We start from the raw sequence: 23,660 nt of genomic DNA, 5'->3' as shown, positions 1-23,660 counted from the left end.
GGCCTGTCGGACCGGCACGGTCTGCGCCGCGGCTCGGTTCAGGTGACCCGTGCCGCACATCATGCGGCACGGGTCACCTGCCCGGTCAGTCGACCTCGGCGACCGCCTGCGCGAACTGTGCCGCGTACAGCCGGGCGTAGGCCCCCTCCGACGACAACAGCCGCTCGTGCGTGCCCTGTTCGACGATCGAACCGTTCTCCATCACCAGGATCACGTCCGCGTCCCGGATCGTGGAGAGCCGGTGCGCGATCACGAACGAGGTACGCCCGTGGGCGAGTCGGGCCATCGCCTTCTGGATCAGCACCTCGGTACGGGTGTCGACCGAGCTGGTGGCCTCGTCCAGGACCAGGATCACCGGGTCCGAGAGGAACGCCCGCGCGATGGTGATCAGCTGCTTCTCGCCCGCGCTGACCCCCGCCCCGTCGTCGTCGATCACCGTGTCGTAGCCCTCGGGCAGGGTGCGGACGAACCGGTCGGCATGCGCGGCCCGCGCCGCCTCCTCGATCTCCTCCCGGGTCACCTCGCGCGTCGCGCCGTACGCGATGTTGTCGGCGATGGTGCCGCCGAACAGCCAGGTGTCCTGGAGGACCATGCCGATCCCGGAGCGCAGCTGCTCCCGGGTCATCGCGGCGATGTCCACCCCGTCGAGGGTGATCCGGCCGCCGGTCACCTCGTAGAACCGCATGAGCAGGTTCACCAGGGTCGTCTTGCCCGCGCCGGTCGGGCCGACGATCGCGACCGTCTGGCCCGGCTCCACGGTGAGCGACAGGTCCTCGATGAGCGGCTTGTCGGCCTCGTAGCGGAAGGAGACGCCCTCCAGGGCGACCTTGCCCTTGAGGTCCGCCGGGTGCGCGCTCGTCGGGGAGTCCGGCTCCTGCTCCTCGGCGTCGAGCAGCTCGAAGATCCGCTCGGCCGAGGCGACGCCCGACTGCACCAGGTTCGCCATCGACGCGACCTGCGTCAACGGCATCGAGAACTGGCGCGAGTACTGGATGAAGGCCTGTACGTCACCGATGGAGAGCGTGCCGCTCGCCACCCGCAGACCGCCGACGACGGCCACCAGGACGTAGTTGATGTTCGAGACGAAGAACATCACCGGCTGCATGACGCCGGAGTTGAACTGCGCCTTGAAACCGGCTTCGTACAGAGCGTCGTTCTGCTCGCGGAAGTCCTTCGCGGACTCCGCCTGCCGGCCGAAGACCTTCACCAGGGTGTGCCCGCTGTACATCTCCTCCACGTGCGCGTTGAGCGTGCCCGTGGACTTCCACTGCTGCACGAAGTGCGGCTGCGAGCGCTTGCCGATCTTCGCCGCGACGAACACCGACACCGGCACCGTCACCAGCGCCACCAGGGCGAGCAGCGGCGAGATCCAGAACATCATCGCCAGCACGCCGACGATGGTGAGCAGCGAGTTGATCAGCTGCCCCATCGACTGCTGGAGCGTCTGCGAGATGTTGTCTATGTCGTTGGTCGCCCGCGACAGCACCTCACCGCGCTTCGCCTTGTCGAAGTACGACAGGGGGAGCCGCGCCAGCTTCGTCTGGACGTCCTCCCGCATCCGGTAGACCGTCCGGTTGATCACCTTGATCGACATGCGGGTGGAGACCAGCATGAGCAGGCCCGCCGCCACGTACACGCCGAGGACCACGAGCAGCACGTCGCCGACGGCGGAGAAGTCGATCCCCTGCCCCGGCGTGAAGTCGACCCCGGACAGCATGTCCGCCATGCCGGAGTCGCCCGAGGCGCGCAGCCGCGCGATCGCCTCCGCCTTCGTACCGCCCTCGATCTGGCGCCCGAGGACGCCCGCGAAGACGAGGTCGGTCGCCTTGCCGAGGATCTTCGGGCCGACCACGGAGGCCGCCACCGAGAGCACACCGGCGATCAGCATCACCCAGAGCGCGCCGCGCTCGGGCGCCAGCTGCTTGATCAGCCGCTTGCCCGAGCCCTTGAAGTCCATCGACCGCTGGTCGGGGCCGCCACCGGCCATCATGCGTCCGCCAGGACCGGCCATCAGGCTGCCTCCGCCTCGGTGAGCTGGGAGAGCACGATCTCCCGGTACGTCTCGTTGTCCGCCATCAGCTCGTGGTGCCGTCCGGTGCCGACGACCCGGCCCGCGTCGAGGACGACGATCCGGTCGGCGTCACGGATGGTGGAGACCCGCTGGGCGACGATGACGACGGTCGACTCGGCCGTCTCCTCGGCGAGCGCGGCACGGAGCAGGGCGTCCGTCTCGTAGTCGAGCGCGGAGAACGAGTCGTCGAACAGATAGATCTCGGGCCGCTGCACCAGGGTGCGCGCGATGGCGAGGCGCTGGCGCTGGCCGCCGGAGACATTGGTGCCGCCCTGGGCGATCGGGGCGTCGAGGCCGTTCTCCAGCTTCCGTACGAAGTCGGCGGCCTGGGCGGTCTCCAGCGCGCGCCAGAGTTCTTCGTCGGTGGCGTCGGGCTTGCCGTAGCGGAGGTTGGTGGCGACGGTCCCGGAGAAGAGGTACGGCTTCTGGGGGACGAGTCCGACGGTCCTGGCCATGAGTTCGGGGTCGAGCTTCCGGACGTCGACGCCGTCGACGAGGACTTCGCCGCCGGTGGTGTCGAAGAGCCGGGGGACGAGTCCGAGGAGGGTGGACTTGCCGCTGCCGGTGGAGCCGATGATCGCGGTGGTCTCCCCGGGGCGGGCCACGAGCTCGACGTTCCTGAGGACGGACTCCTCCGCGCCCGGGTAGCGGAAGTCCGCGCTCCTGACCTCCAGATGACCGCGCCGGTCCAGCGTCCTCACCGGGTCCGCCGGAGGCACCACGCTCGACTCGGTCGAGAGGACCTCCTCGATGCGCTCGGCGCAGACCTCGGCCCGCGGCACCATCATGAACATGAAGGTGGCCATCATGACCGCCATCACGATCTGCATCAGATAGGCGAGGAAGGCCGTCAGCGCGCCGATCTGCATCCCGCCGCTGTCGATGCGGTGCGCGCCGAACCAGACGACGGCGACGCTGGAGACGTTCACGACGGTCATCACCGTCGGGAACATCAGTGCCATCAGCCGGCCGGTCGCCATCGACACATCGGTCAGGTCCGCGTTGGCGCCGCGGAACCGCTCCTCCTCGTATCCGTCCTTCACGAAGGCACGGATGACGCGGTTGCCGGTGATCTGCTCGCGCAGCACCCGGTTCACCGTGTCGAGGCGCGTCTGCATGGTGCGGAAGAGCGGTCGCATCCGCCGCACGATCAGCGAGACGGAGACGGCGAGGACCGGCACCACGGCGAGCAGCACGCCCGAGAGCGGCACGTCCTGGCCGAGGGCCATCACGATGCCGCCGACACACATGATGGGCGCGGAGACCATCAGGGTGAACGCCATCAGGACGAGCATCTGGATCTGCTGCACGTCATTGGTCGTACGGGTGATCAGCGAGGGCGCGCCGAAGTGCCCCAGCTCCCGCGCCGAGAAGGACTGCACCCGGTCGAAGACCGCGCCGCGCACGTCCCGGCCCAGGGCGGCGGCGGTCCGGGCGCCGTAGTACACGGCCCCGATGTTGCAGACGACCTGGACGACGGACACGCCGACCATCAGTGCGCCGAACCGCAGGATGTAGCCGGTGTCCCCGTCGACGACGCCGTTGTCGATGATGTCCGCGTTCAGGGTCGGCAGGTAGAGGCTCGCGCAGGTCTGCAGGAACTGCAGCAGGACGAGCAGTGCGATCGGTTTTCGGTAGGGCCCGAGGTGGGTTCGGAGAAGTCTTATGAGCACGGCTTCTACTATCGCCCGCGCCCCCGGTGCGTTACGACTCGGTTTTGGGGCGCGGGCCGAGCCCTGGGCAAGACTTTACGAAGCGAAGGCGCCGGGGTGGAGCTGGTCCCGCGTCGCCACGTACTGCTGCCGTACGGCCTGTCCCGTCGCCAGTTCCTCGCCGGGCTCCAGGATCTGCGCGGCGGCGCCCTGCCAGGCCGGGGGAGCGGACGGCGACAGCGTGCCCTTCGCCACCCCGAGGGCCCAGGCGGCCTGCCGGGCGGCACCGAGCGCCGCGTAGTCGGCCGGCTGGGGGACGACGACTTGGGCGCCGAACAGCGCGGGAGCGAGCGCCTGCACCGCCGGGAGCGCTGCCGCGGCGCCGAGCAGGAAGACCCGCCGCACCTCGACGCCCCGCCCGCGCAGCACGTCCATCGCGTCGGTGAGCGCGCAGAGCATCCCCTCGAACGCCGCCCGCGCCAGGTGCTCGGGCTTCATCGACGCCCGCCGCAGTCCGCTGAGGGTGCCCGCGGTGTGCGGCAGGTTCGGGGTCCGCTCGCCCTCCAGATAGGGCAGCAGGACGAGCCCGGAGGAGCCCGGGGTCGACTTCAGGGCGAGCGCCGACAGCTCGTCGAGGGATTCGACGTCCAGCATCTCGGCGGTGCCGCGCAGCACCCGTACCGCGTTGGAGGTGTGGACGACGGGCAGGTGCATGCCGGTGGCGTCGGCGAAGGAGGTGATCATGCCGCTGGGGTCGGAGAGGGCCTCGTGGTGGACGGCCATCACGGAACCGGAGGCGCCGAGCGAGACCACCGCGTCGCCGGGGCCGAGACCGAGGCCGAGCGCGGCGGCCATCGTCTCGCCCGTGCCGGCGGAGATCAGCAGCCCCTCGGGGGTGGTGCCGGCCGCCTCGGCGGGCCCGAGGACCTCGGGCAGGACGGCCTGGTGCCCGAGCGCCAGCTCGACGAGGTCGGGGCGGTAGGTGCCGGTGCGGGCCGACCAGTAACCGGTGCCGGAGGCGGCGCCGCGGTCGGTGGTGCGCCGCGCGGGCCGGCCGAGCAGCTGCCAGACCAGCCAGTCGTGCGGCTGGAGCACCATCGAGATCCGACGAGCGTGCTCGGGTTCGGTGCGGGCGAGCCAGCGCAGCTTGGCGACCGGCTGTCCGGCGCCGGGCACGGAGCCCACGGCCTCTGCCCACGCCTGCCGGCCACCCAGCGAGTCGACGAGGTCGGCGGCGGCGACCTGGGCCCGCTTGTCGTTGCGGACGAGCGCGGGCCGCACCAGGCCGCCCTGCGCGTCGAGCGGTACGAGTCCGTGCTGCTGCGCGGACACGCCGATGGCCTGCACGCCCTCGAGGAGTCCGCCGGTGGCGGCCTCCCCGAGCGAGAGCAGCCAGGTCTGCGGGTCGACGTCGACGGCCTTGGGTTCGCCCGGATGGGGGGCGTACCCCTGCCGCAGTACGGCACCCGTGTCCGTGTCACAGACGACGATGCGTGTGAACTCCGCAGAGCTGTCGAGTCCGGCGACTATCCCCATGACACCTGATTCTGCCGCACGCGGGACGGTTCAGGTGTTGCTGGTGCCCCAGTCGTCGTCCTCGACCCTTCCGTTCGACCGTCCGTGGCCGCACAGGGCCTGGAACCGGTCGGTCAGGGAGGACGGCAGCCGGTCGCCGACCTTGTCGCCCACGACGTGCGCGGCCTTGCCCGCGGCCTGCCGCCCGGTCTGGGCGGCCGACTCGGCGGCGTTCCGCACGGCCGGGTTCTGCGTGAAGTCCTTGGCGGACTGCTTCATCTGCTCGTAACGCTCGCGTCCGGCACGCGTGCCGACCACGTAACCGAGGGCGAGTCCTACGACGAACGTCAGCTTGTATCGCATGGCCACCACCTTCCCTGGAGAGCTTCGCTGATGCATCGCGGGTGCCCGGGCGGTGCCGACGGCGATACCGATTGGCGGAGCACCCCCCTGCTTGCGCTAATGTATGTCTCGCAGCGAGCGAGCGCCCTCCCGGTACGACCGGACCGGGTCCGTTCGGTGCAACGCAGCAATCCCCTGTAGCTCAATTGGCAGAGCAGCCGGCTGTTAACCGGCAGGTTACTGGTTCGAGTCCAGTCGGGGGAGCGCGATCCCCTGTAGCTCAATTGGCAGAGCATTCGGCTGTTAACCGGAGGGTTGCTGGTTCGAGTCCAGCCGGGGGAGCGGAACGAAAGAGGACCCTCAGGGGTCCTTTTTCGCGTCTCGGGGAACCATGCGCGACGCGGCGAAGTCTTCATGGTCAGCAGAGCCGATCTTCCGGAGCAGGAGATCGTATGAGCGGCTATGCTGCGGCAGACGGCGCGCACACATGTACGCGCCTCACCGTACGGGGCGGTAGCTCAGCCGGTTAGAGCAGCGGACTCATAATCCGTCGGCCGTGGGTTCGAGTCCCACCCGCCCCACCGTAGAAAGGCGTTCTGACCTGCGAGAACGCCCCCGAAGGGGTGGTTCCGCGCGCGGTGATCGTCTCGCGCCGGTGTGGCGGAACGGGCGTCACCGGCCTGCCTCGTCCCATCCGTACCTTCTGAGCCGCGGTACGGGCCGGAGCGTCGAGGCGGAACCACGTCGATGGTCCCATGAGGATCCCGCGGATCCCGTGTGTGACACGCCGCACATCCGGCCGCAGGCTCGCTGAGCCGTGCGGCCGGGGCGCCCGGGTCGGTCAGCCCAGCAGCCTGTCGTCGTAGTCCCCGCCGCTGAGCTCCTGCGGGCGGGTGTACGGCGCACGCCAGTTGCCCGTGCCGAGGTAGAGCTTGGCGTCGCCGAGGCTGTTGACGCCGACGAGGTCGTCCACGCCGTTGCCGTTCGCGTCCGCCACCGAGCTGAAGTCGTTGTAGGCGTTCCAGCCGCCGCCGATCTTCGTGCGGGCCGCGAAGGTGCCGTCGCCCCGGCCCAGGTACAGCCAGAGGACCCCGGACCGGTCGCGGGCGACGAGGTCGCCGGACGGGTCGCCGCCGATGTTTCCGGTCGCGGCGACCCGGTCGTAGGTGTTCCAGCCGTGCCCGATCTTCGTGCGGGGAGCGAAGGGGGCCTTGGCGACGCCGGTGCCCTGGTAGAGCCAGAGGGTGCCCGTCCTGTCGGTGGCGACGAGGTCGGGGCGCCCGTCGCGGTTCAGGTCGGAGCCGGCCGCGATCTGGTCGTAGACCTGCCAGCCGCCGCCGATCCAGCTCCGGACGCCGTACCCGCCCGAGCTGTCGCCCTGGTAGAGCCAGAGGCCGCCCTTCTTGTCGCGGGCGACGAGGTCGGGCAGCGCCGAGCCGGCGATGTTCCGGGTGGTCTCGACGCGGTCGTAGAGGCCCCAGGCGTAGCCGATCTCGGTGCGGACGGTGCCGAAGCCCGGCAGATCCGAGTGGGTGAGGTCCAGGCGGTAGAGGTCGCCGTTGTTCCGGACGATCAGGTCGGGGGACCCGTTGTCCGTCAGGTCGCTCGCGTTGGCCTTGCGGGCGACGGTGAACGAGCCGGAGGCCGTGGCCGCCGGACCGAGCCCGTCCCGCGGGGTGGCGGTCACCGTCCAGTCGTAGGCGCCGTTGAAGGCGCGCTCGCCGCTGTCGAGGGTGCCGTCCCAGGCGAAGCGGACCAGGTTCTCGGCGACGTAGTCGTTGTTCGACGGGTAGAGGACCGTGGTGCGCGCCTTGCCGGTGCGCTGGTGGCGGAGGGTGACGGTGACTTCGGCGTTGAGCCGGGACAGCGGCCAGTCGAGGTCCACCCCGGTGCGGTTCTTGTCGAGGTCGAGCACCACCGGGATCTTCGACGGCCCGAAGGTGAGCTTCACCGGCTTGCCGCTGGACGCGATCCTGGTCGCCGCCGGCCTGCCGTCGGCGCCGACGCGGACCCGGTAGAGGCCCTGGCCGTCGGCCAGGGTGCCGCCCTGGACGAGGAGCGAGCCGTCGGGCTCGTCGACGGCCTTCGTGACGGTGTCGAGGAGACGGACCTCTTCGCCGGACACGGTCCGCGCGCGGAGCGCCTGGACCGGGGACGGCTCGTAGAAGTTCCGCGCGTCGGCGAAGAGCGCCCAGTCGCCGAGGACGCGGACGACCGGGCGGTAGGTGTTCCCGAGGTCGACGGAGGACCGGGCGCCGCTCCTCAGGTCCTCGATGAGGAGGGGTGCGTTGTTGCTCTTCTGCCAGGCGCGGGTGGTCTCCGACTGGTCGCCGGCCCAGGCGTTGAGCGGGAACGGGGAGCGCTCGGCGCCGCTGAGCGTGCTCGTCGCGAGGTCGAGCACGGCCTTGTACGGCACGCTGTCGACCTCGTAGCTGACGGCGACGGTGCCGCCCCGGACCGTCCCGACCGCGACCCTCTTCGCATCGGCGGGCAGGCCGGTCGCGAGGGTGGTCGCGTCGGGGCGGTACACGCGCAGCTTCTGGAAGCCCGTCGTCCCGTCCGTGGAGAGGGACAGGAGGGTGGAGCCGACGGCTCCCAGGACGTACTGCTGGTACAGCGCCGAGTTGGGGACGGTCCGGACGACCGTGCCCGTCGTCATGTCGTGGATCGTCGCGGTCTCGCGGTCCTCGGAGACGACGCTGTCCGAGCCGTTGAGGTGCCGCACGGTGTAGTCGTTGGGCACCAGGGTCGCCGCACCGTCGGAGTAGCGGACCCAGCGGAAGAAGACGCCCTCGTTCCCCAGGTCCTCGCGGGTCAGGTACCCGCTCGTTCCCGTTCCCGCGAGGGTGCCCGGCAGCGGCAGGAGCTGCTCGGTGGCGCCCGTCGCCGCGACGGCGGCCGGGGCGGCGACGGCCGGGGCGGCGACGGCCGGCGGCGTCAGGGCGACCCCGGCGGTGACCGCGAGCACCGTCCCGGCCGCGACGGCGAGCGCGCGACGGGTCGGACGGAGGGGGAGAGTCATGGCGTGATCCTCGTAGGCAGGGCCGGTGAAGGAGATGCGGGTGTGACGGAGGTTCCGTCCCACCCGCGAGACCCCTGAGGATGCCGAAAGGTTGTACTACCGAGACGCCGGGGACGACGGCGACCGGGGCGAACCGGTCGCCGTCGGACGGATCGGGCGTGGCCGGGGTCAGAAGACCAGAGCGGCCTTGATCCCGGAGTCCTTCAGGGTCGTGTTGGCGACACGGTCCTCGAAGGGCGCCTTCCACTCGCCGTTGCCCCGGTAGAGGTACCCGGTGCCGTCCGGAGCGTAGGCGTAGAGGTCGTTGCGCCAGTCGTCGTCGGCGTCGCCGATGCCGATGACGTCGTCGTAGGCGTTCCAGCCGCCGCCGATCTTCGTGCGGGGGGCGAAGGTGCCGTCGCCCTTGCCGAGGTAGAGCCAGAGCACGCCGTCCTTGTCGCGGGCGACGAGATCACCGGCGCCCGCTCCGCCGATGTCGCCGACGGCGGTGATCCGGTCGTAGATCCCCCAGCCGTGGCCGATCCTGCGCCGGGGCAGGTACGTGCGCTCGCCCGCGCCGCCGGAGCCCTCGTAGAGGTACAGGTCGCCCCGCTTGTCGACCGCGACGAGGTCGGGGTGGAGGTCGTAACGCACGTCGCTGCCGCCGGTGAACATCGTGTACGTGTTCCAGCCGCCGCCGATCCTCGTGCGGGTCCAGAAGGAGCCCGCGTACGACTTGGACTTGGCGGTGTACTTCCACAGGACGCCGTCGCGGTCGCGGGCGACGGCGTCCGGGTAGCCGTCCGGGGTGACGTCGCCGATCATCTCGATCCGGTCGTAGGCGTTCCAGCCGCCGCCCTCCAGGACCGGGGCCCCCGCGGCGGTGAAGTTCTTGCCGCTCGCGTCCCGGACGCTGCCGATCCTCCACACCTTCCCGGAGGCGTCCCGGGCGAGCAGGTCCGGGGAGATGAACGGGTTCTTCAGGCCGTGCATGTTCTTCGGCGGGTAGGACGGGTACGGCGCGGCGCTCGCCGAGGAGGCCGGGGTGCCCGCGCCGAGGGCGGTGGCGAGGGCGACGGCGGCGGCGGCCTTGGCGCGCCGCAGTTTCGGACGCGCGGAGCGTACGGGGTTCACAGTGGGGCTCCCTGAGGATCTGGGGGTCAGAAGGCGATGTTGTAGGCGCCGGCGCCGCTGAGGACCGGGCTCGTGACACGGGACGCGAAGGGTGCCTTCCAGTCGCCGGTGCCCTTGTAGAAGGAGGCGGCGCCGTTCGGCCCGTAGGCGAGGAGGTCGGTGACGCGGTCGCCGTCGGCGTCGCCGATGCCGATGACGTCGTCGTAGGCGTTCCAGCCGCCGCCGATCTTCGTGCGGGGGGCGAAGGTGCCGTCGCCCTTGCCGAGGTAGAGCCAGAGCACGCCGTCCTTGTCGCGGGCGACGAGGTCACCGGCGCCCGCTCCGGCGACGTTGCCGACGGCGGTGATCCGGTCGTAGATCCCCCAGCCGTGACCGGTCTTCTTGCGGGCCTTGTACACCGATTCCGTGTAGGCGGTGGACTGGTACAGGTACAGGTCGCCCTTCGCGTCGACGGCCACCAGATCGGCGAGGCCGTCACCGGTCAGGTCGCTGCCGCCGGTGAAGCGGGCGTAGGTGTTCCAGCCGTCGCCGATGCGCCGGCGGGGCGTGAACGTCGGGCTCCACCTGTTGCCGGCGCCCTGGTGCAGCCACAGGAAGCCGTCGCGGTCGCGTGCCACGACGTCGCCGCCGTCGATGTGGTCGACGTCCCCGGCGGCCTCGATCCGGTCGTAGGCACCCCACCCGCCGCCGCCGGCGACCGGCGCCCCGGTCGCCTTGAGGGTCTTCGCGGCGGCGTCGTAGCGCGTGTCGATCCGCTTCATCTGTCCGGCGGCGTCCCGGACGACCAGCGACGGTCCCCCGTTCTGCTTGATGTCGTGCAGGTCGGCGGTGTGGCCGGCCTGGAAGTTGCCCGACGCCTCCAGATCCGGGCCGACGCCGTTCTGCGGGACGGCGCGGATGGTCCAGTCGTACACGCCGGAACGGGCGTCCTTGCCCAGCTGGGACAGCTCGGCGATGCGCGCCCAGGTGATGCCGACGGTGTTGTCGCCGTAGTAGTACGGGGAGCCGGCGGACTCGGTGGAGAGGGGCATCGTGTACGAGAAGGCGGCGCCGGTCGCCCGGTTCCGCAGCGTGAGGTGCACATCGATGTTGACCCGCGAGAAACGCCACTTGAGGGTGGGGTTCCTGTCGAGGCGGAGGGAGGAGTACGGGATGTCGGTACCGCGGTAGACGACCTCGGTCGGCACGCCCTTCGAGGCGACGAGCCGGGCGGCGGGCCTGCCGTCCGCGTCCACGGCGATCCGGTAGAGCCCCTCGTCGTCCTTGGTGGTGCCGCCCTCGGCGAGCAGCGAACCGTCGGGCGCGGTGAGGACCTTGGTGACGTGGTCGAGGAGTCGGACGGTCTCGCCGTTCGCCAGCGACCGGGCCCGGAGCGGCACGAGGGCCTTGCGCGTCTCGTCCAGCATGCCTTCGTCGGTCAGGCCGGTCCGGGCGGCGTACGTCGCCCAGGAGCCGGTCAGGCCGGTGACGAGGTCGGAGTCGAGGCCGAGATCGACCGGGGTCTCCACGCCGGTGGCGCGGTCGAGCGCGACGAAGCCGCGGTAGCCCTCGGCGCCCTTCGTCGTGGCCGCCAGCACATGGGTGGCGGAGAGGCCGACGTCGCCGTTGTGGGCGGGCGAGGTGACCAGGGTGGAGACGGCCTCGGCGGCGGCCACGTCGACCACGGCGTAGTGGGCCCGGCGGGCCGCGTCCTCACCCGAGAAGTACTGGACGGCGACCGAGCCGTTCACGAGCGCCGAGGCGGTGAACCACGTCTTCCCGGCGGGGACGCCCGCGATCTTCCGCTGGGTGGCCCCGTCCGCGCCGGCGGTGACGAGCCGCAGCTCGACGGAGCCGTCCTCCAGCGGCACCTGCGCCAGCACGGAATCGGGGCCGACGGCCTTCACGTAGCGCGCGTTGAGCGCGCCCAGGTCGACGGTGACGGGCGCGGTGCCGGTGGCCATGTCGTGCAGCCTCACGACGCGGGACGCCGTCAGCGTGGACTCGTCACCGGTCGCGACGACATCGCCCCCCGCGCTGTCGTAGCTCGGCGCGGACAGCGGCAGGGAACTGCCGTCCGCGTACGCGTACCAGCGTCCGCCGGCGACGAACCCGGTCGCGCCGACGGCGTCGAGCCGGTCGGTGGCCTTGAGGACCACCGGCTTCGCGGCCGTGGTCCCCGCCTGCGCCGTCACGGCGTCGGTGAAGGCGGAGGCGGGGGCGGCGGCGAGGACGCCCGCGCCGAGGGTGACGGCGAGGGCGGTGGCGACGGCGGCCGTGAGGTGACGCCGGCGGGTGAGGACGGAACGCGCGGAACGAGCGGAGTACAGGATGACAACCCCCAGGAGAAAGAAACCTGCTGTCGCCCGTGTGTTCACGTCGGCGACGACAGAGTGGACAGCCCGGGTCGTCGAATGGTTGTACGCGTCCTGAGTTCCGGTGGACCGCGGCCCCGGCCGCCGCGTCGTCGGGTGGGGGTCGCCCTCCGACGCGGACGCCGCTCAGTACGTGAGGATGCCCGGGTCCGAGACGTCGGGGGCGCCGGTCTCGATGTGGCCCGCGAGGCGGCGGAGGTAGTCCGTGGACGTGGACGAGGTGACCGTCACGTCGTACCAGCAGTGGCCCGAGGTCAGGGCGACGGTGTGGGTGGCCGTGGCGCCGTTCGCGACGGTGAGCGTCTGGGTGGTTCCGTAGGCGTTGGTGACCGTCAGGGTCGCCGGGGACCCCGTCGGGTTGGTGAACGACAGGTCCAGGTTGCCCGTGCTCGCGTTGTGACGGGCGGTCACCTCCGGGACGGCCGTCCTGCCGGGGGAGCGGAAGCGGCGGAGGAAGCCGTTCGGGCCGTGGACGGTGAGGTCGGTCACGCCCTTGGAGTACTTCGTGTTCCAGGTGTCGGCGATCGACTTGTTCGCCTCGGCGGTGTAGGTCCACGGGACGTCGGTGCGGTTGGCCGAGGTCACGTAGAACTGGGCGCCCGCCGCCGGGCCGCCGCTGAACGTGAGGCGGTAGGTGCCGGCCGCCACGTCCGCCGCGCCGTCCACGTACGGGGCGTACCTCAGCGGGCGGGTGGGCTTGGAGCCCGGCTCCTGGCGGGGCATCGTCCCGACGGCCGGTGCGGTGGCCGGGAAGTCGGGGTGGCGGTTCCGGTCCGGCGGGTAGTAGCCGGCCGTCGGTGGCAGCGGGGCCGCCGATGTGTCCGCGCGCGTGAAGTCGAAGGCGGAGGTCAGGTCGCCGCAGACCGCACGCCGCCAGGGCGAGATCTGCGGCTCGCGGACGCCGAAGCGGCTCTCCATGAAGCGGATCACCGAGGTGTGGTCGAAGGTCTCCGAACAGGTGTAGCCGCCGGTCGACCAGGGCGAGACGACGATCATCGGGACGCGCGGGCCCAGGCCGTAGGGGCCGGCCGCGTAGCCGATCTTGCCGGGGAACCAGTCCAGGGTCGTGGCGGTCGTGGACTTGCCCCATGAGGCGTCGCCCGGGGCGAACGGCGGGACGACGTGGTCGAAGAAGCCGTCGTTCTCGTCGTACGTGATGAACAGTGCGGTACGGGCCCACACGTCCGGGTTCGAGGTCAGCGCGTCCAGGACCTGCGCGATGTACCAGGCGCCGTAGTTCGAAGGCCAGTTGGCGTGCTCGGAGAAGGCCTCGGGGGAGGCGATCCAGGAGATCTTCGGCAGCGTGCCGGCCTGGACGTCGGCGCGCAGCCGGTCGAAGTAGCCCTCGCCGTTCTTGGCGTTCGTCCCCGTGCGGGCCTTGTCGTACAGCGGGTTGCCGGGCTGGGCGTTGCGGTAGTTGTTGAAGTAGAGCAGCGAGTTGTCGCCGTAGTTGCCGCGGAAGGCGTCGTTGATCCAGCCCCAGGTGCCGCCGGCGTTCAGGCCGTCGCCTATGTCCTGGTAGATCTTCCAGGAGACGCCCGCCGCCTCCAGGCGCTCGGGGTAGGTGGTCCAGCCGTAGCCCGCCTCGGCGTTGTTGAGGACGGGGCCGCCGCCCGTGCCGTCGTTGCCGACGTGGCCGGTCCACATGTAGTAGCGGTTGGGGTCGGTCGCGCCGATGAACGAGCAGTGGTACGCGTCGCAGACGGTGAAGGCGTCGGCGAGGGCGTAGTGGAAGGGGATGTCCTCGCGGGTGAGGTGCGCCATGGTGGCCTTGGTCTTGGCCGGGATCCAGTTGTTGTACTTGGCCTTGTTGAAGGCGCTCTGGCCGCCCTGCCAGTCGTGGTTCAGGCCCTGGAGGTACTCCATGCCCAGCTTGTCGCTGGTCGGCCGGAAGGGGAGCGTGACGTTCCCGAAGTTGTCCTCCTGGTTCCAGACGGACTTGCCGCTGGGGAGGGTGACCGGGCGCGGGTCGCCGAAGCCCCGCACGCCCTTCATCGCCCCGAAGTAGTGGTCGAAGGAACGGTTCTCCTGCATCAGGACGACGATGTGGTCGATGTCCTGGATCGTGCCGGTGGAGCCTTGCGCCGGGATCGCGGCGGCGCGGGCGATGCTCTCCGAGAGCATCGTGAACGCGGCGGTGCCGCCCGCCAGTTGAAGGAAGCGGCGACGGTCGAGATCGGCCATGGGGGGAGTTCTCCTCCGGTGTGAGCGCGAGCGCTGGGTGCGGGCGCGGGCGTGGGGGTGCGGGCGCGACGACCGGGCGGACCGGCCGACGGGCGCCCCAAGGAGAGCGTCCGTGGGCCACGGCCCGGCGGCCGTCCCATGACTGCTCGCCGTACGGTAGACGAATCCCCCGTGCTCGAACATGAAAACTCACAACCGAACGCCCCCGGTGGGTAGATGGCCATCGGGGGCGGGCACGAACCAACAGGAGATCACTCCACGACGAGGTCCACCGTGATGTTGCCGCGGGTCGCCTTCGAGTAGGGGCAGAAGGCGTGGGTCTTCTCCAGGAGGGCCAGGCCGGCCTCGCCCTGGAGGTGGTCGGGGAACTCGGCGCGCATCACGACCGCCAGGCCGAAGCCGCCGTCGGCGGCGTCCTTGCCGATGGAGACCTCGGCGGTGACCGAGACCTCGGAGATGTCGATCTTCTCCTGGCGGGCCACCAGGTTCATCGCGCTCGCGAAGCAGGCCGCGTACCCGGCGGCGAAGAGCTGCTCGGGGTTGGTGCCCCGGCCGTCGCCGCCGAGGGCCTGGGGGTGGGCGAGGGGGAGGTCGATGTGGCCGTCGGAGCTGACGGCGCGGCCCTCGCGGCCGTTGGCGGTGGCGACGGCGGTGTAGATGGCGTCCATGGGTCTTCCGTTCCTGTCCTCGGGGTGCGGTGCTCTGCGTGTGGCGCTCTCCATTAGTAGCGCACGATTAAGTTGCGCACAACTCAATCGCGTGTGAAGTGCCCTCGCGTATCCTGGTCCCATGGAGACGCTCGACACCGTCCCGGACGAGGACTTCCTCCGGCTCGACCACCAGATCTGCTTCTCGCTGCACGCGGCGACCCGCGCGTTCAACGGCGTGTACCGCGAGGCCCTCAAGGACTTCGGGCTCACCTACCCCCAGTACCTCGTCATGCTGGTGCTCTGGGAACACGGCGAGCTGCCCGTGAAGGGGATCGGGGAGCGGCTGCGGCTCGAATCCGGCACCCTGTCGCCGCTGCTCAAGCGGCTGGAGGCGGCCGGATACGTCGAGCGGCGGCGCAGTCCCGAGGACGAGCGGTCCGTCACCGTGCGCCCCACCGCCGACGGGACCGCCCTCAGGGCGAAGGCCCTCGGCGTCCCGCGCCGGATCGCCGCCGCGACCGGCCTCGGCCTCGACGACATCCGTGAGCTGCGGGAACGGCTCGACGCCCTGGCCGCCCGGCTCGACCGCGTCGACCCGGACGACCTCGCCGCCTGCGCGACGCCCTAGCGGGCCGTCGTCGCGCCCCGGCCGCGCGTGGGGCTCAGGCCGCGCGCGTGGTTCAGGCCCAGCAGTACGCACACGTCCGTGAGGAGCGGTACGTGGTACGGGAGCGGCCTCGGGCCGGCCTGGTCCGGGCGCGAGACGAAGCCACCGTCCGGGCGCTGCCGTTCGAGGAGGTGACGCACCGCGCGTTCCGTCGCGCCCACCGCCGACGGCACCGCCGGTGTCCTGGCCACCGCGATCAGCGCGTACGCGGTGCTGATCGGGTCGCTCGGGTCGCTCGGTACGTGCCCCCAGCCGCCGTCCGCGTTCTGGGTGTCGATCAGCCGCGCCACGGCTCGGGCTCGGGCCCGTGCGACCTCGGTGCCCGCCGGATGGCCGGGCGCAGCCGCCCGGAAGGAGTCGTACGCGAGGACCGTACGGAAGAGGGCGTTGCTCTCGTTCAGGCTCCAGCTCCGCTCGAAGGGCCCCGCCTCCTCCTGCCGCGCGACCAGGAGCCGGACCGCCTCGGTCACCACGGGCAGGTGGGCGGGCTCGGGGGCCAGGGCGTTCACGGCCGCCGCCGTTATCGCCACCTCGGAGGCCGTGCCCGGCTCGAAGGTGGGGAAGCCGCCGTCCCCGCCGCGCCGGGCGAGCAGATACCGCTCACCCGCCGCCACCTCGGCGCCGAGCCGTTCGGGTGCGGCCGTCCGCAGGAACTCCACGCAGTACGAGGTGTCGTCGACGTCGCTCTGGCCGACATGGCGGTCGAAACCCCAGCCCCCATCCGGATTCTGACGTTCAGTCAGTGCTGTGGCGAGGGCCTTCAGGGTGTGCGCCGGGGCCCCGGTGCCCGCCAGGGCGAGGCCGCCGGTCGCCGTCGCGAACACACCCAGACCGGTGATGAACGGCAGCCCGCCGTCCTCGCGGAGCATCCCGCGCAGCTCCCGGGCGCACGCGGCCACCGCCGTCGCGGAACCCGGGCGGTGCCGGAGCGCCAACAGGGCCAGGATCCGGGCCAGATGGCAGCCGTCCGGTGGCGGGCCGGGCAGCGCGCAGGGGACCAGGACGCGCCAGTCCTCCTCGGTGACGAGCCGGGGCGAGCCGGTGCCGAAGGCGTACAGGACCTTCAGGGCGGCCATCTCCGTGATCAGCCACCTCTGTTGGCCGCGCGCCTCGAAGGCCGCGCCGGGGGACGGGAGTTCGGGGAAGCCGTGGGCGCCCAGCTCCGCCAGGACGGTCTGGAACATCAGCCGCTTGCGCCCGGCGGTGAAGTGGTCGAAGCCGCCGAGCAGCCGGGTCAGCGCGGCCGGTCCGTCCACGTACTCGCCCAGCGCGGCGCGGGCCGCCGCCTCCTGCACGGGGTCGGGGGCGCCCTCGTCCAGGGCGGTCTTGAGGCGGCGCGTCAGCCGTTCCTGCGCGTCCGGGTCGACCCCGGTCACCGTGAGCAGCCGCAGGGCCAGGGCGGATTCCAGGATGCGGCTGTCGCAGGGGGCGCGGAGCAGACCGTCCGGACCGGCCGCCGCCAGCAGCCGGGTGGCGAGCCGGGCGCGGGCGCGGTCGAGGGGGCCGGCGGTGGGCGCGGATTCCGGCCGGGGGCCGGGAACGGCGAGGGTGGCGCCGGATAAGGGCAGCGCGCAGTACGTCATGGGGGAGGTGTCCTTCGTGAGGTGCGGGGGGTGGGGACGGGGGATCAGAGGGGGAGGAGGCGCCGTACGGCGTCGGCGCCGGCCGGGACCACCGGGGTGTAGCCGCCGGTCACGACCGTGAGCGGTGCGACGAAGCCGCACCAGGCGACCTCCTCCGGGTCGGGCCGGGGCGGCCGGTCGGCCACCCAGCGGTGGACCGTCAGGAAGCAGGGGCCGTGGGGATCGTCGACCCGGATCCGGTACGCCTCGACGAGCCCGGTCGCCGTCTCCCAGCCCAACTCCTCCCGGAGTTCCCGCAGGGCGGCGGCGCGGTACGCCTCACCGGTCCGCACGGCCCCGCCGATCAGTACGTCGTAGTGGTCGGGGTAGACCGGCGCGGAGGGCGTCCGCCGGTAGAGCAGGACACGGCCGGCGTGATCGGTGCAGACGGTGGCGGCGTAACGCCGGAGCAGTCCGGCGGGAACCCCGGCGGTCCGCCGCCCCTGCGCGACGACCCGATCCCGGGGATCGACGTAGTCCACCCGCTCATGCGCGTGCGCACTCATGCCCGCTCCCGCACCCGCGCGTGCGTCGCGCGGACGGGGCGTGGACGGATACCGAAGTCAACACCGCCGTCAGGAAGGCCAGGAAGGCCGAGAGGGTCAAGAAGGCCGAGAAGGTCAAGAGGGTCAAGAGGGCCAAGGGGGTCAAGAAGGCCGAGAAGGTCAAGAGGGTCAAGAGGGTCGAGAAGATCGCGAGGGGCGTCGCCCATCACGTAGTGCGATTGCATGATGACGTATCGTAGCCGCCTGTGCGATCTTCGGATCCCACGCGAAAAAACGTAAGGATCGAACGTCAAGTCCGCCCCTATACTCACCCCATGTCCGAGTTCACCGTCCGGCGTGCCGTCGCCGATGATTCCAAGCGGCTCACCCGGCTTGTTCGGGGGTCCGGGGCCTATCGGGGTGACTATGCCGGCATGGTCGAGGGGTATCAGGTCGGTGGTGCGTACATCGAGCACCATCCCGTCTTCGTCGCCGTCGACCCGGGTGAACGCGTCCTCGGGTTCTACGCGCTCGTCGTCGAGGACGCCGAGCTCGATCTCGCCTTCGTCGCCGACAGCGCCCAGGGGCTCGGCATCGGGCGGCTGCTCATGGAGCACATGACCGGGCAGGCCAGGGACGCCGGGCTCCGTGCCGTGCGGGTCGTCGCGCACCCGCCCGCCGAGGAGTTCTATCTGCGCACCGGCGCCGTCCGTACCGGCACCGTCCCCGCCGCCGGGCACGTCCACTGGGACCGCCCCGAGCTCCGGTACGAGCTCGCGTGACCGCCACGCAGGACACCCGGGAGCGCCGCAGGGTCTTCGCCGACCTCACCCCGCTGCGGACCTCCGTGCACTACCGCCGGCTCTGGTTCGGCAACACCGTCTCCTGGGTCGGGCAGGGCATGACCGCCCTCACCATCTCCCTCCAGGTGTACGACATCACCCGCTCGCCCTTCTCCGTCGGGCTCGTCGGGCTGTTCTCCCTCGTACCCCTCGTCGTCTTCGGGCTCTACGGCGGCGCCATCGCCGACACCGTCGACCGCCGCAAGCTCGGCCTCCTCAGCGCCTCCGGCTCCGCCGCGCTGTCGATCGCGCTCGCCTCCGCCGCGTTCGCCGGCTTCCACCGGCTCTGGTTCCTCTACGGGATCGTCGCCCTCCAGTCCGTCTGCGCCGCGCTCAACGCGCCCGCCCGCTCCTCGATGATCCCCCGGCTCCTGCCCCCCGAGCAGCTGCGCGCCGCCAACGCGCTGAACTCGATGGTCACCACCTTCGGCACCCTCGTCGGCCCCAGCCTCGGCGGTCTGATCGTCGGGCTCGCCGGCTACCAGACCGCGTACCTCGTCGACGCCGTCGCCTTCTCCGCGAGCCTGTACGCGATGTGGCGGCTGCCCTCGATGCTCCCGGAGCGGACCGGGAACAAGAGGGCCTCGGTCCTCGACGGGCTGCGCTTCCTCGCCACCCGCCCCAACCTCCGCATGACGTTCTTCTCGGACTTCTGCGCGATGATCCTCGCCCACCCCCGCGCGCTGTTCCCCGCCGTCGCCGTGCTCTGGTACGGCGGCGACGCGAAGACCACCGGACTCCTCGTCGCCGCACCCGCGTTCGGCGCGCTGCTCGGCGGGGTCCTCTCCGGCTGGCAGGGCCGTATCCGCCACCACGGGCAGGCGATCCTGATCGCCGTCGCCTGCTGGGGCACCGCCATCGCCGTCTTCGGGCTCACCCGGAACCTCTGGCTCGGGCTGCTGCTGCTCGCCCTCGCCGGGTACTCCGACACCGTCTCGATGATCTTCCGGAACACGATGATGCAGGTCGCCGCCCCGGACGAGATGCGCGGCCGGCTCCAGGGCGTGTTCATCGTGGTCGTGGCGGGCGGGCCCCGGCTCGGCGACTTCCTCGCCGGCTCGGTCGCCGATCTGACCTCGCCCGCCGTCGCCATCACCGGCGGTGGCATCACCTGCGTCCTCGCGGTCGGCGCCCTCTCCCTGTACGCACGCGGCTTCCGCCGGTACGACGCCCTCGACCCGACGCCCTGAGCGGTTCGCCCCACCTCGCCCTCGCCCCGACCCGAGCCCTGAGCCGGGTCCCGTACCTCCCCCGAGCGATTTCACCCCGAACCGACCTTCCTGGTCTGGCGGTTGACCGCCACGGCGCATAACCGCCAGGAACGACAGGAGTCAACTCCCCTCTCCCAGGCCAAGACTCCTCGCGGCACCCGGAAACACCCCCGACCCCGGGTCCGCGAGGAGTTCGAACGATGACGTCGAGGAACGCACCCTTCGACAGAGGGAGAGCCGCGCTGATCGCCGCAGGCATCACCCTCGTGATGCTCACGGCCGGGCAGACCGCCGCCGCCGGGACCACCGCCACCCCCGTACCGGACACCTTCAAGGCCACCGCCGCCCCGAAGGCGAGCACCACCGTCACCCTCGTCACCGGCGACCGCGTCACCCTCACCGACCTCGGCGGCGGCAACAGCACCGTCACCGTCGACCGGGCGAAGGGCGCCACCGGCGCGATGCGCAGCCGGACCGCGAACGGCCGGGTCACCGTGATCCCCGACGAGGCCCGCCCCTACCTGGACTCCGGCGCGCTCGACCCGCGCCTCTTCGACGTCACCGGCCTCGTCGAGCAGGGCATCACCGGCGACCTGCCGCTGATCGTCACGTACGGCGGGAAGGGCGCCCGCGCCGCCGCCCCGCGCGGCGCCGAGACCGTCCGGGCCCTGCCCAGCATCGGCGGCGCCGCCGTCACCGCCACCGACCCCGCCGCCTTCTGGCAGGGCTTCACCGCGCGCGGCACCTCCCGCGCCGCCGCCCCCGGCAAGGTGTGGCTCGACGGCCGCGTCAAGGCCGCCATGGCCGAGTCCAACGCCCAGATCGGTACCCCGAAGGCCTGGGAGGCCGGGCTCACGGGCAAGGGTGTGAAGGTCGCCGTCCTCGACACCGGCGCCGATCTCGCCCACCCCGACCTCGCGGGCCGGGTCACCGAGACCAAGTCCTTCATCGCCGGCCAGGAGGTCGCAGACCGCAACGGCCACGGCACCCATGTCTCCTCCACCGTCGGCGGCAGCGGAGCCGGTTCGGACGGCAAGGAGAAGGGCGTCGCCCCCGGCGCCACCCTCGCCGTCGGCAAGGTCCTCAGCGACGAGGGCTACGGCTCCGAGTCGGAGATCATCGCCGGCATGGAGTGGGCCGCCAAGGACATCGACGCGAAGATCGTCTCGATGAGCCTCGGCTCCAGCGAGCCCAGCGACGGCACCGACCCGATGGCCCAGGCCGTCAACACCCTCTCCGCCGAGACCGGCGCCCTCTTCGTCATCGCCGCGGGGAACTCCGGCTACCCGGGCTCCATCGGCTCGCCCGGGGCCGCCGATTCCGCGCTGACCGTCGGCGCCGTCGATTCCGCCGACGAGGCCGCGTACTTCACCAGCCAGGGCCCCCGCTACGGCGACCAGGCTCTCAAGCCCGACCTGTCGGCGCCCGGCGTCGGCATCCTCGCGGCCCGCTCCCAGCTCGTCGGTGGCAGCGGCCTGTACACGAGCATGAGCGGTACGTCGATGGCGACCCCGCACATCGCGGGTGTCGCCGCGCTGCTCGCGGAGAAGCACCCCGACTGGACCGGCGCCCGCCTCAAGGACGCGCTGATGTCCTCGTCGAGGACGCTCGACGCCTCCGCGTACGCCCTCGGCTCCGGGCGCGTCGACGTGGCCGCCGCGATCTCCGCGAACGTCACCGCGACCGGCTCCGCCGACCTCGGCTTCACCGCCTGGCCGTACGAGGAGGGCAAGCCGGTCACCAGGACCCTGACCTACACCAACTCCTCCGACGCCCCGGTCGAGTTGAACCTCTCCGTCGACGGCATGGCGGCCGGTGTCGCCACCCTCGCCGACACCGCCCTCACCGTCCCCGCCCACGGCTCCGCGAGCACCACCGTCACCGGTGACGGCACCAAGGCCCCCGTCGGCCAGTCCTCCGGCCGGATCACCGCCACCGCCGGCGGCGCCCCCGTCGCGCACACCGCGCTCGGCCTGGTGAAGGAGGAGGAGCGCTACACCCTCACCGTCCATGTCAAGGACCGTGACGGCGCCCCCGCCGCCGCCCGCCTGGGCGTCCAGAAGCTCGCCGAGGGCGAGGACGCCTTCCCGGTGCCGGTCGGCGAGTCCGGCACCCTCGAACTCCGCCTCAAGCCCGGCACGTACACCGTCGACACCTTCCTCGACGTGCGCGGCTCCCACGGCAAGGACTCCCTCGGCCTCGGCTTCCTCACCGCGCCGGAGATCACCCTCGACCGCGACCGCGAGATCACCCTCGACGGACGGCGGCTGCGCGAGATCCGCGCCGAGGTCGACAAGCGCACCGAGACCCGTCAGCTCCTGATGGAGTTCGACCGGAAGGCCAACGGCGCCTCGTACGGCGGAGCCGTCCAGGTCCCGCCGATGTACGACTCGATCTTCGCGGCGCCCACGGAGAAGCCCGCCACCGGCACCTTCGAGTACCGGACCGTCTGGCGCCTCGGCAAGCCGCTCCTGGAGGCGAGCGTCGACGGCGCCCGGCTCTCCGACGCCACGCCGCAGGCCGGAGCCACCCTCCTGGAGGGCGGCCACCGTCTCGGCCTCGTCGACGCGGGCACCGGCACCGCCGCCGAGTACACCGGCAAGGACGTCGTCGGCAAGGCGGTCCTCGTCCGCCTGACCGCGGGCGCCGACCCGGCGCAGCTCGCCCAGAACGCCCAGGACGCGGGCGCCAAGGCCCTGTTCGTCACCGACGACCGGCCGGGCCGCCTGATGAAGTGGTTCGGCACCGCCGACTACGAGGACCGGCCGCTCGCCGTCGCCACCATCGCCACCGCCGACGCGGACCGCCTCGCCGCCGCCGCCGCCCGCGGCAAGCGCGTCGACCTGACCGGCACCCGCTTCACCCCGTACACCTACGACCTCTCCGAGGGACACCCCGGCGCCATCGGCACCGACCTGGTCCTGCGGCCCGGCAAGGACGAACTCGCCACCATCCGCTCCACCTTCTACGCGCCGACCAAGCGCGAGGAACTGGGCGGCGAGTTCCGCTACTCGATCACCGACGCCTTCCCGATCGGCTTCGGCTTCAAGGAGTGGATCGCCTTCCCGGCCCGGCGCACCGAGTACGTCTCCACCGGCACCGGCCAGCGCTGGCACGAGTCCGTCGACCTCGGCGACTCCCTGGAGGAGCGCGGCGGCACCCCGTCCTACCGGGGCGGCAGCCGCGTCGACCTCGACTGGTTCGGTCCCGTCTGGCACCCCTGGCTGGGCACCGGCCTCGGCTGGGGCCAGCAGCGCGCCGGCAACGACCTGCGCTTCAACACCCCCGGCTGGGGCGACTCCGGCAACGACCACACCGGCTTCGGCAACGTGTGGGGCGACGCCTCGATGACCCAGTACACCGAGGTGTACGTCAACGGCGTCCGCGTCGACCGCAAGAAGAGCTCCGGCGCCTACGCCTGGGACGCCCCGGCGGAGGAGGCCACCTACAAGGTGGTCACCGACACCGCGCTCGACCCGGCGCGCTGGCGGCTCGCGGGCAAGGGCCACAGCGAGTGGACCTTCCGCTCCGCTGAGACCCCGGCGGGCCGCTCCACCTACCTGCCGATGCTCAACCTCGGCTTCGACGTGGCCACCGACCTCGACGGTGACGTCCGCACCGGGAGCAGGCTGCCCGTCGGGATCTCCGCCGAGTACGTGAAGGGCGCCACCGGCACCGGCACCATCGTCGGCGGCACCCTGGAGGTCTCCTACGACGAGGGCGTCACCTGGACGAAGGTCGCCCTCAAGCCCGCCCGCCACGGCGCCGCCTGGAACGGCGAGCTGCGGATTCCGGCCGCTGCGAAGTCCGTCTCGCTGCGGGCCGGGGCGAGCGACGACCGGGGCGGCTCGGTGAAGCAGGAACTGATCCGCGCGGTGGGCGTGAAGTAGCCACCCGACACCTCTGGGACCGGGCCCCCGCCGTCGGCGG

At 71.8% G+C, this 23,660-nt stretch carries 16 protein-coding genes and 3 tRNA genes; 8 read left to right on the top strand and 11 right to left on the bottom strand.

Features of this window, described 5'->3' with window-relative positions:
* Positions 1 to 85: 85 nt before the first annotated feature.
* From ABT154_RS16440 to ABT154_RS16425, 4 genes are all read right to left on the bottom strand, one after another.
* Positions 86 to 2,011 (bottom strand): ABC transporter ATP-binding protein, encoded by a 1,926-nt coding sequence (locus ABT154_RS16440; protein ID WP_351857509.1) that lies wholly within the window; start codon positions 2,009 to 2,011, stop codon positions 86 to 88.
* Complete coding sequence (locus tag ABT154_RS16435) at positions 2,011 to 3,744, bottom strand: ABC transporter ATP-binding protein (protein ID WP_351857508.1); 1,734 nt, start codon at positions 3,742 to 3,744, stop codon at positions 2,011 to 2,013. The genes ABT154_RS16440 and ABT154_RS16435 overlap by 1 nt, the downstream gene beginning before the upstream one ends.
* A 75-nt stretch (positions 3,745 to 3,819) precedes the next feature.
* The gene (locus ABT154_RS16430; RefSeq protein WP_351857507.1) at positions 3,820 to 5,259 is read right to left on the bottom strand and encodes an FGGY family carbohydrate kinase; all 1,440 of its coding nucleotides are present in this window, start codon (positions 5,257 to 5,259) and stop codon (positions 3,820 to 3,822) included.
* 30 nt (positions 5,260 to 5,289) lie between these two features.
* Entirely contained in the window at positions 5,290 to 5,601 is a 312-nt protein-coding gene (locus ABT154_RS16425; RefSeq protein ID WP_351857506.1) for a YtxH domain-containing protein, read from the bottom strand.
* Between the two features lie 170 nt (positions 5,602 to 5,771).
* Here ABT154_RS16425 and ABT154_RS16420 point away from each other — a divergent pair.
* The 3 genes from ABT154_RS16420 (at position 5,772) to ABT154_RS16410 (ending at position 6,161) form a co-directional block, all read left to right on the top strand.
* A tRNA-Asn gene (locus tag ABT154_RS16420) sits at positions 5,772 to 5,844 on the top strand.
* Between the two features lie 5 nt (positions 5,845 to 5,849).
* Positions 5,850 to 5,922 (top strand) — tRNA-Asn (locus ABT154_RS16415).
* Positions 5,923 to 6,087: 165 nt separating this feature from the next.
* Positions 6,088 to 6,161 (top strand) — tRNA-Ile (locus ABT154_RS16410).
* Positions 6,162 to 6,421: 260 nt separating this feature from the next.
* Here the strand turns inward: ABT154_RS16410 and ABT154_RS16405 are convergent.
* From ABT154_RS16405 to ABT154_RS16385, 5 genes are all read right to left on the bottom strand, one after another.
* The gene (locus ABT154_RS16405) at positions 6,422 to 8,602 is read right to left on the bottom strand and encodes an FG-GAP repeat domain-containing protein (RefSeq protein WP_351857505.1); all 2,181 of its coding nucleotides are present in this window, start codon (positions 8,600 to 8,602) and stop codon (positions 6,422 to 6,424) included.
* A 168-nt stretch (positions 8,603 to 8,770) separates the two neighbouring features.
* Entirely contained in the window at positions 8,771 to 9,715 is a 945-nt protein-coding gene (locus ABT154_RS16400; RefSeq protein ID WP_351857504.1) for a hypothetical protein, read from the bottom strand.
* 26 nt (positions 9,716 to 9,741) lie between these two features.
* Positions 9,742 to 12,072: a hypothetical protein gene (locus ABT154_RS16395; protein WP_351857503.1), complete on the bottom strand. Its 2,331-nt coding sequence runs from the start codon at positions 12,070 to 12,072 to the stop codon at positions 9,742 to 9,744.
* Positions 12,073 to 12,195: 123 nt separating this feature from the next.
* Positions 12,196 to 14,253, bottom strand: a complete 2,058-nt coding sequence (locus ABT154_RS16390) for a phosphocholine-specific phospholipase C (RefSeq protein WP_351857502.1) — start codon at positions 14,251 to 14,253, stop codon at positions 12,196 to 12,198.
* Between the two features lie 251 nt (positions 14,254 to 14,504).
* Positions 14,505 to 14,921: an organic hydroperoxide resistance protein gene (locus tag ABT154_RS16385; protein WP_351857501.1), complete on the bottom strand. Its 417-nt coding sequence runs from the start codon at positions 14,919 to 14,921 to the stop codon at positions 14,505 to 14,507.
* Positions 14,922 to 15,042: 121 nt separating this feature from the next.
* On the opposite strand from ABT154_RS16385, the gene ABT154_RS16380 reads away from it, so the two are divergent.
* Positions 15,043 to 15,531, top strand: coding sequence for a MarR family winged helix-turn-helix transcriptional regulator (locus tag ABT154_RS16380; protein WP_351857500.1), 489 nt, complete (start codon positions 15,043 to 15,045; stop codon positions 15,529 to 15,531).
* Here ABT154_RS16380 and ABT154_RS16375 read toward each other — a convergent pair.
* Entirely contained in the window at positions 15,528 to 17,153 is a 1,626-nt protein-coding gene (locus ABT154_RS16375) for a drimenyl diphosphate synthase (protein ID WP_351857499.1), read from the bottom strand. The genes ABT154_RS16380 and ABT154_RS16375 overlap by 4 nt on opposite strands.
* Positions 17,154 to 17,197: 44 nt before the next feature.
* Positions 17,198 to 17,698 (bottom strand): NUDIX domain-containing protein, encoded by a 501-nt coding sequence (locus ABT154_RS16370; protein WP_351857498.1) that lies wholly within the window; start codon positions 17,696 to 17,698, stop codon positions 17,198 to 17,200.
* A gap of 20 nt (positions 17,699 to 17,718) precedes the next feature.
* On the opposite strand from ABT154_RS16370, the gene ABT154_RS16365 reads away from it, so the two are divergent.
* From ABT154_RS16365 to ABT154_RS16350, 4 genes are all read left to right on the top strand, one after another.
* Positions 17,719 to 17,937, top strand: a complete 219-nt coding sequence (locus ABT154_RS16365; protein ID WP_351857497.1) for a hypothetical protein — start codon at positions 17,719 to 17,721, stop codon at positions 17,935 to 17,937.
* 75 nt (positions 17,938 to 18,012) lie between these two features.
* Positions 18,013 to 18,459 carry a GNAT family N-acetyltransferase gene (locus ABT154_RS16360; RefSeq protein ID WP_351857496.1) on the top strand — a complete coding sequence of 149 codons (447 nt, stop codon included), beginning with the start codon at positions 18,013 to 18,015 and terminating at the stop codon, positions 18,457 to 18,459.
* Entirely contained in the window at positions 18,456 to 19,709 is a 1,254-nt protein-coding gene (locus ABT154_RS16355; protein ID WP_351857495.1) for an MFS transporter, read from the top strand. The genes ABT154_RS16360 and ABT154_RS16355 overlap by 4 nt, the downstream gene beginning before the upstream one ends.
* A gap of 221 nt (positions 19,710 to 19,930) precedes the next feature.
* A complete protein-coding gene (locus ABT154_RS16350) occupies positions 19,931 to 23,620 on the top strand; it encodes a S8 family serine peptidase (protein ID WP_351857494.1) in 3,690 nt (1,229 codons plus the stop codon).
* The last annotated feature ends 40 nt before the right edge of the window (positions 23,621 to 23,660 follow it).

Source organism: Streptomyces sp. NPDC001728, from assembly GCF_040297565.1.
Taxonomy (GTDB): domain Bacteria; phylum Actinomycetota; class Actinomycetes; order Streptomycetales; family Streptomycetaceae; genus Streptomyces.
Note: the sequence above shows the minus strand (reverse complement) of the source record. Positions and strands in the feature narration are given on the sequence as shown.

Bases quoted from the DNA above. Each gene is read 5' to 3' on its own strand.
- ABT154_RS16405 (WP_351857505.1), bottom strand. From the start codon at position 8,602: ATGACTCTCCCCCTCCGTCCGACCCGTCGCGCGCTCGCCGTCGCGGCC.
- ABT154_RS16390 (WP_351857502.1), bottom strand. From the start codon at position 14,253: ATGGCCGATCTCGACCGTCGCCGCTTCCTTCAACTGGCGGGCGGCACC.
- ABT154_RS16370 (WP_351857498.1), bottom strand. From the start codon at position 17,698: ATGAGTGCGCACGCGCATGAGCGGGTGGACTACGTCGATCCCCGGGAT.
- ABT154_RS16430 (WP_351857507.1), bottom strand. From the start codon at position 5,259: ATGGGGATAGTCGCCGGACTCGACAGCTCTGCGGAGTTCACACGCATC.
- ABT154_RS16385 (WP_351857501.1), bottom strand. From the start codon at position 14,921: ATGGACGCCATCTACACCGCCGTCGCCACCGCCAACGGCCGCGAGGGC.
- ABT154_RS16440 (WP_351857509.1), bottom strand. From the start codon at position 2,011: ATGGCCGGTCCTGGCGGACGCATGATGGCCGGTGGCGGCCCCGACCAG.
- ABT154_RS16375 (WP_351857499.1), bottom strand. From the start codon at position 17,153: ATGACGTACTGCGCGCTGCCCTTATCCGGCGCCACCCTCGCCGTTCCC.
- ABT154_RS16425 (WP_351857506.1), bottom strand. From the start codon at position 5,601: ATGCGATACAAGCTGACGTTCGTCGTAGGACTCGCCCTCGGTTACGTG.
- ABT154_RS16360 (WP_351857496.1), top strand. From the start codon at position 18,013: ATGTCCGAGTTCACCGTCCGGCGTGCCGTCGCCGATGATTCCAAGCGG.
- ABT154_RS16380 (WP_351857500.1), top strand. From the start codon at position 15,043: ATGGAGACGCTCGACACCGTCCCGGACGAGGACTTCCTCCGGCTCGAC.
- ABT154_RS16350 (WP_351857494.1), top strand. From the start codon at position 19,931: ATGACGTCGAGGAACGCACCCTTCGACAGAGGGAGAGCCGCGCTGATC.